Below are 13,400 nucleotides of genomic sequence, written 5' to 3' on the forward strand. Positions count from 1 at the left end.
GGTATCCCAAGCGGAGGTCAAGGTTCCTTGACCTCCGCTTGGGGTCCCCCGCACCGCGACCCACCTCGCTGCGGCCCGTCGCCGGGCGGCGACGGGCCGCGGGGGCGACTCCGGGGAATCAGCCCAGCGGCAGCTCCAGGCGGGACTCGTTGCCGCTCGGCGAGCCGATGGTGACGGTGCCGCGCTCCGCGGCGTAGGAGTACAGCTGGTCACGGCTGTTGACGACCAGCGCCAGCCGGTGGCCGGTCGGCACGTCGTACGCGGCGGGCTGGAGCGCCCAGCTGACGGTGGTGTCCTCGCCGGGGGTCAGACCGCGCACGGTGTACGGCTCGTGGGTGACGATCCGCGCCGTACCGTCCGGGGCGACGTCGAACAGGTACGCCACCAGGGTGGCGGCGCCCTCGGTGCTCCGCACCGTCAGCCGGACCTGCGCGGCCCCCCGGATCCGGCGGGCCACCTCGCCCTGCCCGGTCAGCGGGTCGGTCGACCAGACCAGCAGGTTCTCCCGCTCGAACTCGGACAGCACGTACTTCCGGGGGTTGCCCGTCCACTCCTTCTGGCCGGTTTCCATCACGGCGTCCACCGCGGTCGCCCTGGTCTCCACGCCCGCGGTGAAGCTCCGCGACCAGCCGTCGTTCTGCTTGTCGGCCAGCGCGCCGTCACCGTCGCCGTTGACGCCGGTGAGGTACCACGCCTCCTCGCCGGTGGTGACGTCCCCCCACGAGTCGCGCGGCTCCCGGTGGGCGGCCTCGGTGATCCGGTTGCCGCCGCCCAGCACGGGCTTGGTCTTGTAGGTGAACATCACCTGGCTGGTCACCTGCTTGCGCTTCGGCGCCTCGTTCTCGGCGCCGAGCAGGTGGTGGTCCAGGAACTCGTAGGCCTCCCGGAGGGGCTCCGCCAGGCCGGGGAACGGCAGGTGGGTCAGCAGGCCGGACATGCCGGCGCTCTCGGGCGCGCCGTGGTCGCCGATCCACAGGTTCAGCTGCTTGGGCACCGTCAGCCGGTTGTAGACGTCGATCACCGAGGAGGCCGGGAAGAGCGTCTCGTGCCAGGTGTTGGAGACGAAGGTCGGGATGCCGCGCCGGTTGGTCTCGCGGAGGTGCGTCTCCGGGGAGCGCTCCTCGCCCCAGGCGATCACGTCGTCGAGGTCGCGGTTCTGGTCGAACTTGTCGAGGATGTCCAGGGTCTCCGCGTCGAACTTGTCCTGCCTCTCCCCGCCGGTGAAGCCCACCAGCAGTTCCACGGCCTTCACGTGCCGGGTGTCGTTGGCGTAGAGGCTGGTGGCCAGGTTGCCCCAGGTGCTCAGCGCGACCACGGCGGCCACCCGCTCGTCGGGGTCGTGCGCGGCGACCAGCTGGCTGATCCCGGAGCCGTAGGACAGGCCGAGGAAGCCGACCTTGTTCGGGCCGCACCAGCCCTCCGCGTGGGTGATCACCTTCACCCCGTCGGCCCAGTCGTCGGGTCCGGCGACGTTGACGTACCCGTCGGAGGTGGAGATCCAGTCCGGATAGCCGAGACCCCGCGGGGTGTAGGCCAGGACGTGGTAGCCGCGCAACGCCAGCTTGAAGTAGCCGTAGACGAAGGGCAGCCAGCCGAGCGGGTTCCAGCCGGCCGGCACGATCACGACCGGGCGCGGTTCGTCGCCCTTCAGCCTGATGCGGAACGCCGACAGGCGGATGTCCTCCTCCACCTCGATCCTGGTGACGTCGACGTCGGCGATCTGCCGCACCCTGGCCACCAACTCGGCCAGTTCCGGCGGGAGCTGCACCGCCTCGTCGCCCTGGGCGGCCGCCTGCAGGGCGTTGCCGAGGTCGATGACGGCCTGGTTGACGGTGGCGCCGGGGCCCCGGAGTCCATTGTCGGCGATGTCGGCGAGCGTGGCCTCGGTGATCGCCGGGATCGGCTCTCCACTGACGCTGGTCATGCGAACCACCCTTCCGTGACGGATACTGTTCGCATCCTGGATCACTACGGGCGAAACGAAACTGATGTGACGTCAGATTCACTGAAATGGATGGAGCCCCGACCAACTCCTCTCGATGACAATAGAGTTGTAGTATCCGCGCCCGACCGCACAGCGGGCGGGTGGCGGCCCTGACCACCACCCGCCCGCCGGCCACCCGCCCGCCCGCCCGCCACGGTCAGGGTCGCGAGTCGAGCACCAGTTGCCGGAGTTCGGCGGTGCACATCATGTAGCCGTCCGGAGTGGGCACGTGGGCGAGGTAGTGGGCGAGGTCCGTGCCCAGCGCGAACACCTTCACCGGGGTCCCCGCGGCGCGGGCCGACTCCACCACCCTGCGCAGCCCGTCCAGGACGGCCGGGTGCCGGGTCTGGTAGGACTCCGCCACCAGGTGGTTGCCGCGGTCCGCGGCCAGGTAGAACTGCACCAGGTCCTTCACCCCGACGAACAGTTCGCTGGCACCGGCGGCGCAGATCTCCGCCGTGGCGTGCACCGCCGCCGGTGTCTCGATGAACGCGGACAGGGGCACCTCGGCGGGCAGTTCGAGGTGCTTCCTGAGCTGGGCGAACTCCTCCGCGTCGTTGAGGAACGGCACGGAGAGGTGCACCCGGCCCGCGGCCTCGCCGAGCCGCTCGCGCAGCGAGCCGAGCATGGCGTGCAGCGCCTCCCGGTAGGCGGTCGACCCCAGCAGCCAGCGTGCGCCGTGCAGGCCCAGCTCGGGGTTGGGCTCGACCGCGACCGGGGCCAGCTCGGTGACGCTGGCGGCGTGGTCGGAGCGGAGGTCGAGCATCCTCAGGATCAGCCGCTGGCCGGGCAGCAGCGCCTCGGTGAAGGCGCACAGCCGGTCGGCGAGCGCCCGCCCGTAGACCGCCGCTTCGGCCGGGCCGCCCTCCAGGGAGTCGAGCGGACTCAGGCCCGCCGCCAGGCAGAGGAACTCCTCCCGGATGAAGAAGCAGTCGACCCGCTTCGCGTCCGGCCCGCAGGAGTTGATCGCGCTGATGTCCTGGAGGTCCGCGATGACCGCGCACGCCGCGCCGAGGTCGGCCGGCGAGGGGGCCCCGGCGCCCGCGTCGGTCCCGGCGCCCGAGCCGGACTCGACGACGATCGACTCGCCGTCGAGGTCCAGCACCGCCTCGCCGACCAGGTCGTCGAGGTCCGCCTCGTCGACGCGGAGCACGGGAATTCCCCTGCCCCGGCAGAGCGACTGCATGTGGCCGGTCAGCCCGCCCGAACCGCAGACCACCGCGCGCGCCGCCACGATCGCCTCGTACAGGCCGGCGTCGAGGGAACGGGCGACGAGGATGGATCCCTCGAGCGGCTGTCTCGTGCGATTGCAGGTGCCCCGCACTTCGCTCTGTGCACCACCGGTCAGTAGGGATCCCTGAATCCGTCGCCCGTCCACCTATTCCTCCTGTTCTTCGGCGGTCGCCATTCCCAGCTGTCGGCGCAGTTGTCGTGGTGTCACGGAGACATCGGTGAGTCGTTCGACCGCGGCCCGGTTGACGACCACCCTCATCAGGCGGTCGTACCGGGCGGCATCCACCGCAGCGGCCGGACGTTCACCCATGGACCGGATACAGGCGTCCAGTCGGGAATCGAGCAGGTTCCGTTCAATTCGACCGCGCGAGGCCAATCTCCTGGCCTCCAGTACCACAGCGTCCTCGAATTCCCCCCGGGCCGCTTCCTCCAGATTGCCGACACCCCCGCGGCGCCCGGCCACGTTTCCGGCCACGCTTTCGGCTGTTCTTCCGGCCGTGCTTCGAGCCGAACTCCGCTCCGCGATCCGAGCCGAAACGTCCTCTTCCACTTCCAGTTGCTCGATCACGTGCGCGGCCACCGCGATCGAATGGTTCTTGATGGCGGCGAGATTGAAGGTGAACGCACCGGTTCGGCCGTTCCGCACGATCTCGTCGCCCTCGCGCAGCGCGCCGACCGCGGACACCGGGCCCGCCACCCCGCCGGGGCTCAGCAGCACCCCCCGTCCGTCGACCTCCAGGCCGCGCCCGGTGCGCGCGTGGGGCTCCGCGATCCCCCGCCGCAGGAGGTTCCGCCAGAGCGGTCGGTCGACCCTGCTGTAGTCCGACTCCCGGCCGAAGTTGGACACCACCAGGTCGGCCTCGATGGTGTGCTCCTCCTGCGGGGAGGCGACCGACACGGCCAGCCGGCCCGACTCCGCCGGCCTGACCGCCTCCACCTTGCCGACGACCAGCCGCACCGCCCCGTCCGCCGCGTGCAGGGCGCGCTCGACGACCGCCATCGTGTACTCCAGCACCCCGACCCGCAGCGCGGCCAGCGCGGTACCGAACTCGTCCAGCAGACCCCGCAGTTCCGCGGTGGGGATGCGCTCGATGGCCTCGGGGAGGTGCGGCTCCCACGCCTTGACCACCCGCTCGGCGACCACCACCGGGGAGACGTCGGGATGCTCCCGGACGACCGTCGAGCACGCCGTGTCCCACTCGGCCCGGATCCGGACGAGGAACTCCTCACGGTTCCGGTACGGCTCCAGCAGCGTCTTCGGACAGGGCAGGCGCAGCACCCCGTGCTCGTGGCCGCCGGGGTACGTCCGGAACATCGTCCCGGTCCTGGAGATCAGATGGATCCTCCCGGTGTGGCCCTGGCGCAGCAGCAGGCCCGCCGAGTCGTAGGCGCTCAGCACGGAGCCGACGATGGCGACCGTCGACTCGGACGGGAGCGAGACGAGCTTGCGGATTCCGGCTGCCGAATAGGGGTTCCGCACGAAGGAGGCGTGGGTGCGGACCTCGGAGGCGAAGACCGGCTCCCGGAGTTCGAGGCCGGTCGCGAGGACGACCTGGTCGGCGCGGAGCACGGTCACCGCCGGGCTCCGGTCGGCTCCGCCCTCGCGGCCGGACGGCTGCTCGATCGTCACGTCGGCGCCGGTGGGCCGGACTTCCAGGTCGACCGCCTCGCCCTCCGCTTCGACGAGCACGACACCGGGAGGGGCTTCGCGCCTCGCCTCGGCCAGCCGGTCGCTCAGGTAGTCCTGGAAGATCCGCCGGGGCGCCGGCCCCTGCTCGACGAACCGGAGCCCGGCCCAGGGCTCCGGCCAGCCGCTGCGGTCGGCCTCGTGGTTCGCCCAGCGGACGAAGTCGAGGACGTCCTCGCGGAACACCGACATCCGGCCCGCCTGGATGTTGAACACGTAGTCCCAGGGGTTGCCGTCCCGGTGGTAGGCGACCCCCGCCGAGCGGTAGTCGGAGCGTCGTTCCAGCAGGACGATCTCCAGCGGTCTGCGCGCGAAGCAGAGCAGCCGGATGGCCGTGGCGGTGCCGGCCAGGCCCGCCCCGACTATGAGGACTCTTGGACGCGTACCCGTTCGACTCATGGTCAAGCCTCCGCATCGAAGGATGGGAACCCGGCTCTCCTGTCCCGAACGCCGGGCACGTGGTCTGCTGAGGAAGTGCGGCTCGGACGGAGCGACGCGCTGTCCGAAGTGCCCCAGGATCCTAGAACAGGTGATCCGCCGACCATGACGACTTGTCACGAAATCCGATGGGCATGCTCCGAAACCGGGTCGCCGTCGACCGGTCCGGCAGGCCAGACTGCCGGGGTGGACGCTCGCCGACCCTGCCCCTGCTGCGGCCATCTCGTCCTCGACGTCCGGGAAGGATGGCCCGGTTCGTTCGTCGTCTGCCCGCTCTGCTCCTGGGAGGACGACCCGGCGCAGCTCAGGTGGCCGCTGAGGCCGGACGGCGCCAACTCGGTCCCGCTGCTGCAGGCCCAGCGCAACGTCCGGGAGTTCGGGGCCTGCGACCAGCGCGGCCGGCGGTTCGTCCGGCCGGCGACGGCCGACGAGCCGCTCGACCCCGCCTGGCGCCCGATCGACCCGGCCGCGGACCTCTTCGAGGACTGGCGGGACGAGGAGCGGCGTCCCTGGCCCGAGGACCGGTCGGTCCTGTGCTGGTGGCTCCCGACCTTCTGGGACACCACCTTCGACGCCGTTCGGCGGCGGCCCACGGCTGGGGAACCATCCGTCACTTCTCGTACGGCGTCCACTCCTGGGCCGGGTTGTCGTCCAGCGGCTCCAGGGTGACCGGCTGGTTCGGACCGTTGGCCTGGAGGCCGGTGCGGCGGTCCTTGACGCTCTCGACGACGGTGCGCTCGGAGCCGATGTCGAAGATCCACCGCTGGGCGGGGTCGTTGGCGTTGCAGCCCTTCAGGGTCACGGGGTTCCCGACGCCGTTGTCGGCGACACACCGGTCGTAGTGGGTGCCCTTGATGCGGAAGCTGCCGTCGTCGAGCTGGCTGATCACCCAGTCCTGGAAGGTGAGTCGGGCGTCCCGGGTCCAGACCTCGCCGCCCTCGTACTCGTCGAGGTTGGTACCGTCGCTCGACACCTGCAGGGACACGGCGACCGGGTCCCGCGGGGCGGCCGTGGCCGGGCCGCCGCCGAGGGCGGTGAGGCCGGCGAGGGCGACGGCGGCCGCGAGGACGACGGCGGGCTTCTGGGGGATTCGCACTGCTGCTCCTGGTTCGGGGGGTCGGGGGTTCACGGGCCGGCCGGGTCGGATCCGGTCCGCCGTGAAGTTAGGTGCAGGGCGGGCCGGTTGGGCCGGCGGCACGCGGGTCGCCCCGACTGATTCCGGCGTTTCACTGGGACGGCGCAAGCTTGTCGGCTCCGGGCCTGTCCGCCGTCGCTCCCGCCCGGCACAATCACCGGTATGACGATCACCACCGGTGCGCCGCCCACGCGCAACACGCCGGTCGCCCTCGCCCGCGGCTTCCTGACCGGAGGCGTGATCGGAGGATCGCTCGCCGCGATGGTCGTCGGCGTCGTCGTCGACAAGCCGGCGCTGTTCATCGCCGGCCTGGGCCTTCCCATCGCCTACGGCCTGCTGCTCCTCCTCGCCGGCCTGCCGCGGCGGGCCCGGGAGGCGGCCGTCGTCCCGCGGACGGCGCTCGCGATGATCGAGAGCCTGGACGTCCCGACGGGCGAGGTGACCGACCGGGCGGTGCGGTTCGACCTCACCGTCGTGCCGGACGAAGGCCCCGCGTTCCGGGTGGAGTTCACCCAGGACATCCACGTCGCCGACCTCCCCGACTACCGGCCGCGCGGCGTCCTGGTGGTCCGCTACCCGCCGGACCGGCCGGCAGCCGTGCGCATCGTGAAGCGGCCGACCCCGGTGTGGGAGGAGCGGGCGGCCGGGGCGCGGCTCGACTCCGCGCCCGCCTCGACCAAGGTGAGCGAACCGCCCGACAGCTGCACCGTCCCCTTCCTCGGGTTCCTCGGTCTGCTGCTCGCCGCGGCGGCCGTCGTCCTCCTGTTCCGGGTGGACCTGTTCGAGGACGAACCCGCCGGCCCGCCGTCCTCCTCCGCGAGCCCCTCGGCCTCGGCCTCCGCCTCCTCGTCGTGGTCGACCAAGGTGGTGACGGCCGGGTCCGGCACCGTCGTGCTCGGCCCCGGGCAGTCCTTCCTCGACGAAGGCGAGTTGGGGCGGGCCGTCAACTCGTTGACGCGGAACGGCGAAGCGGGCCCGGTGACGACCCTGCAGGTGACGGACAGCCTGCTGGCGCTGACGTTCTCCTCGACCGACTCGAAGGCCCGGGAGTTCGATCCGCTGTCACTGCCCTACGAGCGGTTCCCGGCCCTGGTCGACGAGGCCAGGACCACCCTCGGCGTCCACGCCCCGCAGGCCTGGAGCATCACCGTCCTCCGCACCAACGGCCCCGTCACCATCACGGTCACCGTGGCCGGGCCCGGGGGCGCCGCCGTGCTGGAGGCGGACGGACAGGGCCGGGTGCTGCGGCGCACCTCGGCGCACTGAACCACGGACAGGACGAACGGGAGCGGGGCGCACATGAACTGGCACGGAATCCTGGCCCTGTGGTGCGGGGTGTTCGGCGCCGTGGCGCTGGTCGGGTACGGCCGGTCACTGGCCGGCCTGACCAAGGCGCAGCGGGCCGTACGGGTGAAGGGGCGGATCGAACGGGTGGGGGAGCCGCGCAACGGGAGCTCCCCGAACGACGGGATAGCGGTGGTCGTCCGCTTCCAGGACCCGTCCACCGGCGAGGAGTTCGTCGTCACCAACGACAGCGGGACCGGCGACCGGATCAGCACGGCCTGGGTGGGCCGGGAGGTCGGAATCCGCTACCCGCGCGGGAGGCCGCACGCCTTCCGGTTCGTCAGCGACCTCCAGGCGGGGCGGCGGGGGCTCGCCTGGCCCCACACCGCGGTGTTCCTGATCTACGTCGGGCTGGTGGTCGTCCTCTCGATCGACCGGGGCTGGCCGTGGGCCCTGGTCGCGACCTGCGGTCCGGTCACCGTCCTCGGCGCGTTCTACCTGCCCGGGGAGAAGCAGACGACGAAGAAGCGGCTCGCCGAGCTGTCCGCCATGCCGCCCGTCCCTGGGCGGGTCGTCGCCGTCCTCAGGAACGTCGAGAGCGACGGGGAGGGCGGCACCCAGAGCAGCCGGACGCCGGTCGTCGCCTTCACCACCGAGGAAGGGACGGCCGTCACCGCCTACTACCCCTCGGGCCTGCCGGACTCCGCCGTCCCGGTCGGCGGGGACCTCACGATCCACTACTCCCCCGCCGACCCGGCCGACTTCACGCCGGACCTCGCGGCCACCCGCCGGTCCGTGGCGGGGAACGTCGGCTGCGCGGTAGCGGCCCTGTTCGTCGCCGCGGCGACGACCGTCACGGGCGTGGTCCTGCTCCGCCTGTAGGACCCGGCGGCCCGCCAACGGCCCATCACCGGAAAGGCGGTGGGCCGTTGAGGGGGGCTCCCCGTCCGCACCGCCGTCCGCCCCGCCGTCCACGCCGCCGTCCGCACCGCCCCCGGCTCCGTGCGCGCGTGGCCCGCCCCGGCGCCTCAGGGGTGCGCGGCCGCCCGGTCGGAGTCGCTGCGCAGCACGCAGAACTCGTTGCCCTCGGGATCGGCGAGGACCGCCCAACCCGAACCGTCGGGGTTCCGGTGGTCGCCGACGAGGGCGGCGCCGAGGCCGAGCAGCCGCTCCACCTCCTGGTCGCGCGAGGTCTCGGGCCGCAGGCACAGGTGGACCCGGTTCTTGACCGTCTTCGCCTCGGGCACCTGGTTGAAGTACAGGACCGGGCCCTCCGCCAGCAGCACCTGGGTCTCGTGGTCCCCCGGCCGGCAGTCGGGGTCCAGCGGCCTGCCGGTCACACCGCTCCAGAAGCGCGCCAGCTCAAAGGCGTCCGCGCAGTCGATCGCCACGTTCTGCAGTACCGAAACCATGCGCGCGAGTCTCCCCGATCCCCGCCCCGAACTCCACCGGGTTGTCCCGGTCTCCCGCACGTGCGGCCCGGGCGGCCCGGCCGGCGTCACGGCCCGCGTGCAAGCCGTCACGGACGTGCCCACGGTGGAGGTAGTAGCCCAGAGCATCCGGGAGGTTACACCATGACTTCCGAGAAGAAGCCGGTCCAGCGCACAGCACGTACGGTCAGCGGCCACGTGGTCGCCCACGCTCCGATCAGCGGCGACTTCGAGGCCACGCTGACCGACATGGACGGCAAGCCGATCGTGGGGCGGGAGATCACCTTCTACAGCACGGCGAGCGGCCAGCGGGTCGGCTCCGCGACCACCGACCGGAGCGGGATCGCCGAGCTGAACTCCGGCTCCAAGATCCTCGACCCGGTCATCGTCGCCAGCACCCTCGCCACCGGCTGCGAAGCCCGGTTCGAGGGCGACGACGAGTACCAGGCGGCCTCCGCCCACGCCGGCACCGCGGTCGGCGTCTGACACACCTCGACCGGCCGTGCGCGCACCGGTCGCGCACGCACCGGTCGGCCACGGCAGCGCGCGGCATGCACCGTGCACCGCGCACCGTGTCCGGCTGTTGCGGACCGTCGGCGGGAAACAGCGGCCCGGGGACGGTCGGCGGGCCGGAGGCCGTCAGCCCCGAAGGAGCAGGTCCGCGAATTCCCGCACGCGGCCGGTGGTGATCCCGTCGCGCTGCTCGACCGCGAGGGGATGGTCGGTCGGTTCCAGTTCGATCAGCGGACGCCGGCCGACCGCGCGGGTGTGGACGTGGGTCTTGAGCAGGAGGGTCGAGTCCGGATAGACGGGCAGCTCGGTGGAGAGCCAGCCGAAGTACGGGGGCTCCTGCTCCCGTACCGGGTCGTCCCACAGGTCGTGAGTCCGGGCGAAGTTCTGCTCGCTCAAGGAGACCCAGACGCCCCACGAGAACGTGTCGCCGCTGTCACGCACCGGTATCTCGATCAGGCCGTGGACGTAGAAGTGCCGTCCCTTGACCACGCACTGGTCGGCGGTCAGCTCGCTGTCCCGGCGCCGGGAGTACCGCGGCTTCCAACCCACCGGCGCCGGAGCCCCGTAGGACAGCGGCGGGCCGTCGTGGCGTTCCGCGCAGCACGCGCACGTGTGGTGGTCGTCGGCAGTCATGGTGCGAGCCTAACGGGCTGGTCAGAGGCGGTTCGGGGGTGGTCCGGCAAGCTGTCCGAACAGCGGCCCGGTGGGCGGGCGGCGGGCGTCCGGTCGGCGGTCCGGTCAGCCGACCGCCGGGCTGCGGCGCTCCAGGAGGAGCACGTCGCGCCAACGCCCGTGGCGCCGGCCGATCCGCTCGCGCGAGACGGAGTGCTCGACCACCCCCGCGTACGCGCTCCGCTCCGACACCCGCGCCACCGCGGCCCAGCCGAGCACCCGGTCGAACCTGTCGAACCTGTCGAACCCGTCGAGGGCGACGAGGCGGTGCTCGGCCGTGCGAGCCGCGTCGAACGCCTCCCAACTCGGCACACCGGTCTCGAAGGTGGCGTCGCCGCCGTCGATGCCCGACCGGTAGATCTCCAGGACCTGCGCGGCGTGCGCCGGGGTCATCGCGGCGACGTTCACCACCCCGCTCACACGGCGGCCTCGATGCCGAGTTCCGCCATCAGGGCGCGGACACGCTGCTCGATCGCGTCGCGGATCGGGCGGACGGCGTCGACGCCCTGGCCCGCCGGGTCCGCCAACTGCCAGTCCAGGTAGCGCTTTCCGGGGAAGTACGGGCAGGCGTCGCCGCAGCCCATGGTGATCACCACGTCCGAGGCCCGGACCGCCTCGACGGTGAGCACCTTGGGCGTCTCGGCGGACAGGTCGATCCCCACCTCGGCCATCGCCCGGACCACGGCCGGATTGACGCCGTCGGCGGGCGCCGACCCGGCCGACCGGACCTCGACCCGGTCCCCGCCGAGCCGGGTGAGGAAGGCGGCGGCCATCTGGGAGCGGCCGGCGTTGTGCACGCAGACGAACAGCACGGACGGCTTGGACTCAGACACGGGCGGAACCTTCGGATTCGGGGGCGGGTTCGGGGGCTGTGGCGGGGGCGGTGGCGGGCCGGGGGAAGTACCGGCGGGCGGCGAGGGCCACGTGGACGAGGCCGATCAGGACGGGCACCTCGATCAACGGGCCGACCACTCCGGCGAGGGCCTGGCCGCTCGCGGCGCCGAAGGTGGCGATGGCGACGGCGATGGCCAGTTCGAAGTTGTTGCCCGCCGCGGTGAACGCGAGGGTGGTGGCCCGCGGGTGGTCCAGGCCCACCGCGCGGCCCAGCGCCAGGGAACCGGCCCACATGACGGCGAAGTAGACCAGCAACGGCAGCGCGATCCGGGCGACGTCCAGGGGCTGCGCGGTGATGGCGCGGCCCTGGAGCGCGAACAGGACGACGATCGTGAACAGCAGCCCGTACAGCGCGAACGGGCCGATCCGCGGCAGCAGCGCCGTCTCGTACCAGGCGCGGCCGCGGGCCTTCTCGCCCAGGCGGCGGGTGAGGTAGCCGGCGGCGAGCGGGATGCCGAGGAAGATCAGCACGCTGCGGGCGATCTCCCACACCGGGACGTCGAGCGCGGTCCGCTCCAGGCCGAGCCACCCGGGCAGCACGGACAGGTAGAACCAGCCCAGCGCGCCGAAGGCGACCACCTGGAAGAGCGAGTTCAGGGCGACGAGGACGGCGGCGGCCTCCCGGTCGCCGCCGGCCAGGTCGTTCCAGATGATCACCATGGCGATGCAGCGGGCGAGGCCGACGACGATCAGCCCGGTGCGGTACTCCGGCAGGTCGGGCAGCAGGAGCCAGGCAAGGGCGAACATCAGGGCGGGCCCGACGAGCCAGTTCAGCAGCAGGGAGGGGAGCAGCAGGCGGCGGTCGCGGGTGACGGTGTCGAGGCGGTCGTAGCGGACCTTGGCGAGCACCGGGTACATCATCACCAGCAGGCCGAGCGCGATCGGCAGGGAGACGCCGGTGACGGTCACCTTCGCGAGCGCGTCGCCCAGGCCGGGGACGAGCCGGCCGAGGCCGATGCCGAGGACCATCGCGGCGAGGATCCACAGCGCGAGGTAGCGGTCGGTGAACGACAGCCGGCCGGCCACCGGAGCGGGCGCCCCCGCTTCGGCGCTCACTCGGCGGCGCCGAGGGACGCCCGGCGGGTGAGGATGCCCGCGAGGCGGTCGGTCGTCTCGGGGACCAGTCGGTAGTACACCCAGGTGCCGCGGCGCTCGGAGTCGATCAGCCCGGCCTGCCGCAGCAGCTTCAGGTGGTGGGAGATCGTCGGCTGGGACAGGTCGAAGGCCGGCGTCAGGTCGCAGACGCACACCTCGCCGCCGGCGCCGGAGGCGATCATCGACAGCAGCCGCAGCCGCACCGGATCGCCCAGGGCCTTGAAGAGCGGCGCCAGTTCGGCGGCCTGGTCCGCGTCCAGCGGGGCGCTCAGCAGCCGGGGGCAGCAGCCGTCCGCGGCGTCGTCCCGATCGAGCAGCGGGAGTTCCTGTTTCGACATGCTTCTATGTTGACGAATATCGATCCAGAGTGCAAGGCTGAATCGACAGACATCGATACAGGCTCGTTCGGTCCTTTTGCTCCCTTCCAGCCCTTCCAGCCCTTCCAGCCCTTCGAGCCCTTCTTGCCCTTCCAGCCCGTTGGAGGCCACCGTGTCCCGTGTCCAGCTCGCCCTGCGCGTCGCCGACCTCGAAGGTTCCATCGCCTTCTACTCCAAGCTCTTCGGCACCGAGCCCGCCAAGCGCCGCCCCGGCTACGCCAACTTCGCCGTCACCGAGCCCCCGCTGAAGCTCGTCCTCATCGAGGGCGAGCCCGGCGAGGACACCCGCCTCGACCACCTCGGCGTCGAGGTCGCCTCCACCGAGCAGGTCACCGCCGCCACCACCCGCCTGCGCGAGGCCGGCCTCGCCACCTTCGAGGAGAACGACACCTCCTGCTGCTACGCCGTCCAGGACAAGGTCTGGGTGACCGCCCCCGGCAAGGAGCCCTGGGAGGTCTACGTCGTCAAGGCCGACGCCGACAGCCTCGGCAAGAGCGCCGCCGGCGCGCCGGAGGCCTGCTGCACGGGCACCGGCGAGGCGTCCCACTGAACCGCCCGGAGTGGGGAGGAGGCCCCGGCGACATACCACACCCCCCCCCGGGCCCATTGAATAGAACCGAGGGGTGCGCGCGGCGGACGTACGCCAGTGTGTTATAAA

15 protein-coding genes are annotated in these 13,400 nt (G+C 72.2%); 5 read left to right on the forward strand and 10 right to left on the reverse strand.

The window, feature by feature from the left end; genetic code table 11:
• Window positions 1–118: 118 nt before the first annotated feature.
• The 3 genes from ACFWJ4_RS38465 to ACFWJ4_RS38475 form a co-directional block, all read right to left on the reverse strand.
• The gene (locus tag ACFWJ4_RS38465) at window positions 119–1,924 is read right to left on the reverse strand and encodes a CocE/NonD family hydrolase C-terminal non-catalytic domain-containing protein (RefSeq protein WP_380553256.1); all 1,806 of its coding nucleotides are present in this window, start codon (window positions 1,922–1,924) and stop codon (window positions 119–121) included.
• Window positions 1,925–2,141: 217 nt separating this feature from the next.
• Window positions 2,142–3,362, reverse strand: coding sequence for a putative PEP-binding protein (locus ACFWJ4_RS38470; protein ID WP_380553259.1), 1,221 nt, complete (start codon window positions 3,360–3,362; stop codon window positions 2,142–2,144).
• A complete protein-coding gene (locus ACFWJ4_RS38475; RefSeq protein ID WP_380553262.1) occupies window positions 3,363–5,303 on the reverse strand; it encodes an FAD/NAD(P)-binding protein in 1,941 nt (646 codons plus the stop codon).
• Window positions 5,304–5,528: 225 nt separating this feature from the next.
• Here ACFWJ4_RS38475 and ACFWJ4_RS38480 point away from each other — a divergent pair, with 225 nt between their 5' ends.
• On the forward strand, window positions 5,529–6,011 hold the full coding sequence (locus ACFWJ4_RS38480) for a CPCC family cysteine-rich protein (RefSeq protein ID WP_380553265.1): 483 nt from the start codon (window positions 5,529–5,531) through the stop codon (window positions 6,009–6,011).
• Here ACFWJ4_RS38480 and ACFWJ4_RS38485 read toward each other — a convergent pair.
• Window positions 5,953–6,438, reverse strand: a complete 486-nt coding sequence (locus tag ACFWJ4_RS38485) for a ricin-type beta-trefoil lectin domain protein (protein ID WP_380553267.1) — start codon at window positions 6,436–6,438, stop codon at window positions 5,953–5,955. The genes ACFWJ4_RS38480 and ACFWJ4_RS38485 overlap by 59 nt on opposite strands.
• A 201-nt stretch (window positions 6,439–6,639) precedes the next feature.
• On the opposite strand from ACFWJ4_RS38485, the gene ACFWJ4_RS38490 reads away from it, so the two are divergent.
• Together ACFWJ4_RS38490 and ACFWJ4_RS38495 are read left to right on the forward strand one after the other, a co-directional pair.
• Complete coding sequence (locus tag ACFWJ4_RS38490; RefSeq protein WP_380553270.1) at window positions 6,640–7,743, forward strand: hypothetical protein; 1,104 nt, start codon at window positions 6,640–6,642, stop codon at window positions 7,741–7,743.
• A gap of 33 nt (window positions 7,744–7,776) precedes the next feature.
• Entirely contained in the window at window positions 7,777–8,643 is an 867-nt protein-coding gene (locus tag ACFWJ4_RS38495; RefSeq protein WP_380553273.1) for a DUF3592 domain-containing protein, read from the forward strand.
• Window positions 8,644–8,789: 146 nt separating this feature from the next.
• On the opposite strand, the gene ACFWJ4_RS38500 is transcribed toward ACFWJ4_RS38495, so the two are convergent.
• Complete coding sequence (locus ACFWJ4_RS38500; RefSeq protein ID WP_380553275.1) at window positions 8,790–9,173, reverse strand: VOC family protein; 384 nt, start codon at window positions 9,171–9,173, stop codon at window positions 8,790–8,792.
• A 162-nt stretch (window positions 9,174–9,335) separates the two neighbouring features.
• Between ACFWJ4_RS38500 and ACFWJ4_RS38505 the strand changes: the two genes are divergently transcribed.
• Window positions 9,336–9,677 (forward strand): hypothetical protein, encoded by a 342-nt coding sequence (locus ACFWJ4_RS38505; protein WP_380553278.1) that lies wholly within the window; start codon window positions 9,336–9,338, stop codon window positions 9,675–9,677.
• 153 nt (window positions 9,678–9,830) lie between these two features.
• On the opposite strand, the gene ACFWJ4_RS38510 is transcribed toward ACFWJ4_RS38505, so the two are convergent.
• The 5 genes from ACFWJ4_RS38510 to ACFWJ4_RS38530 all read right to left on the reverse strand — a co-directional run bounded on the left by ACFWJ4_RS38510 (window position 9,831) and on the right by ACFWJ4_RS38530 (window position 12,703).
• The gene (locus tag ACFWJ4_RS38510; RefSeq protein WP_380553281.1) at window positions 9,831–10,337 is read right to left on the reverse strand and encodes a DUF2199 domain-containing protein; all 507 of its coding nucleotides are present in this window, start codon (window positions 10,335–10,337) and stop codon (window positions 9,831–9,833) included.
• Between the two features lie 105 nt (window positions 10,338–10,442).
• Window positions 10,443–10,769 (reverse strand): GNAT family N-acetyltransferase, encoded by a 327-nt coding sequence (locus ACFWJ4_RS38515; protein WP_380553292.1) that lies wholly within the window; start codon window positions 10,767–10,769, stop codon window positions 10,443–10,445.
• Between the two features lie 23 nt (window positions 10,770–10,792).
• On the reverse strand, window positions 10,793–11,209 hold the full coding sequence (locus tag ACFWJ4_RS38520; RefSeq protein ID WP_380553284.1) for an arsenate reductase ArsC: 417 nt from the start codon (window positions 11,207–11,209) through the stop codon (window positions 10,793–10,795).
• The gene (gene arsB, locus ACFWJ4_RS38525; RefSeq protein ID WP_380553287.1) at window positions 11,202–12,326 is read right to left on the reverse strand and encodes an ACR3 family arsenite efflux transporter; all 1,125 of its coding nucleotides are present in this window, start codon (window positions 12,324–12,326) and stop codon (window positions 11,202–11,204) included. Before arsB ends, ACFWJ4_RS38520 begins: the two co-directional genes overlap by 8 nt.
• A complete protein-coding gene (locus tag ACFWJ4_RS38530; protein WP_359897675.1) occupies window positions 12,323–12,703 on the reverse strand; it encodes a metalloregulator ArsR/SmtB family transcription factor in 381 nt (126 codons plus the stop codon). Before ACFWJ4_RS38530 ends, arsB begins: the two co-directional genes overlap by 4 nt.
• 151 nt (window positions 12,704–12,854) lie before the next feature.
• Here ACFWJ4_RS38530 and ACFWJ4_RS38535 point away from each other — a divergent pair, with 151 nt between their 5' ends.
• Window positions 12,855–13,292 (forward strand): ArsI/CadI family heavy metal resistance metalloenzyme, encoded by a 438-nt coding sequence (locus ACFWJ4_RS38535; protein ID WP_380553289.1) that lies wholly within the window; start codon window positions 12,855–12,857, stop codon window positions 13,290–13,292.
• The last annotated feature ends 108 nt before the right edge of the window (window positions 13,293–13,400 follow it).

This window comes from Kitasatospora sp. NPDC127067 (assembly GCF_042724755.1).
Taxonomy (GTDB): domain Bacteria; phylum Actinomycetota; class Actinomycetes; order Streptomycetales; family Streptomycetaceae; genus Kitasatospora; species Kitasatospora lactacystinica.

Excerpts from the sequence above, each read along its gene's own strand:
- ACFWJ4_RS38465 (WP_380553256.1), bottom strand. The coding sequence starts at position 1,924 with ATGACCAGCGTCAGTGGAGAGCCGATCCCGGCGATCACCGAGGCCACG.
- ACFWJ4_RS38475 (WP_380553262.1), bottom strand. The coding sequence starts at position 5,303 with ATGAGTCGAACGGGTACGCGTCCAAGAGTCCTCATAGTCGGGGCGGGC.
- ACFWJ4_RS38490 (WP_380553270.1), top strand. The coding sequence starts at position 6,640 with ATGACGATCACCACCGGTGCGCCGCCCACGCGCAACACGCCGGTCGCC.
- ACFWJ4_RS38495 (WP_380553273.1), top strand. The coding sequence starts at position 7,777 with ATGAACTGGCACGGAATCCTGGCCCTGTGGTGCGGGGTGTTCGGCGCC.
- ACFWJ4_RS38500 (WP_380553275.1), bottom strand. The coding sequence starts at position 9,173 with ATGGTTTCGGTACTGCAGAACGTGGCGATCGACTGCGCGGACGCCTTT.
- ACFWJ4_RS38505 (WP_380553278.1), top strand. The coding sequence starts at position 9,336 with ATGACTTCCGAGAAGAAGCCGGTCCAGCGCACAGCACGTACGGTCAGC.
- ACFWJ4_RS38510 (WP_380553281.1), bottom strand. The coding sequence starts at position 10,337 with ATGACTGCCGACGACCACCACACGTGCGCGTGCTGCGCGGAACGCCAC.
- ACFWJ4_RS38515 (WP_380553292.1), bottom strand. The coding sequence starts at position 10,769 with ATGACCCCGGCGCACGCCGCGCAGGTCCTGGAGATCTACCGGTCGGGC.
- ACFWJ4_RS38530 (WP_359897675.1), bottom strand. The coding sequence starts at position 12,703 with ATGTCGAAACAGGAACTCCCGCTGCTCGATCGGGACGACGCCGCGGAC.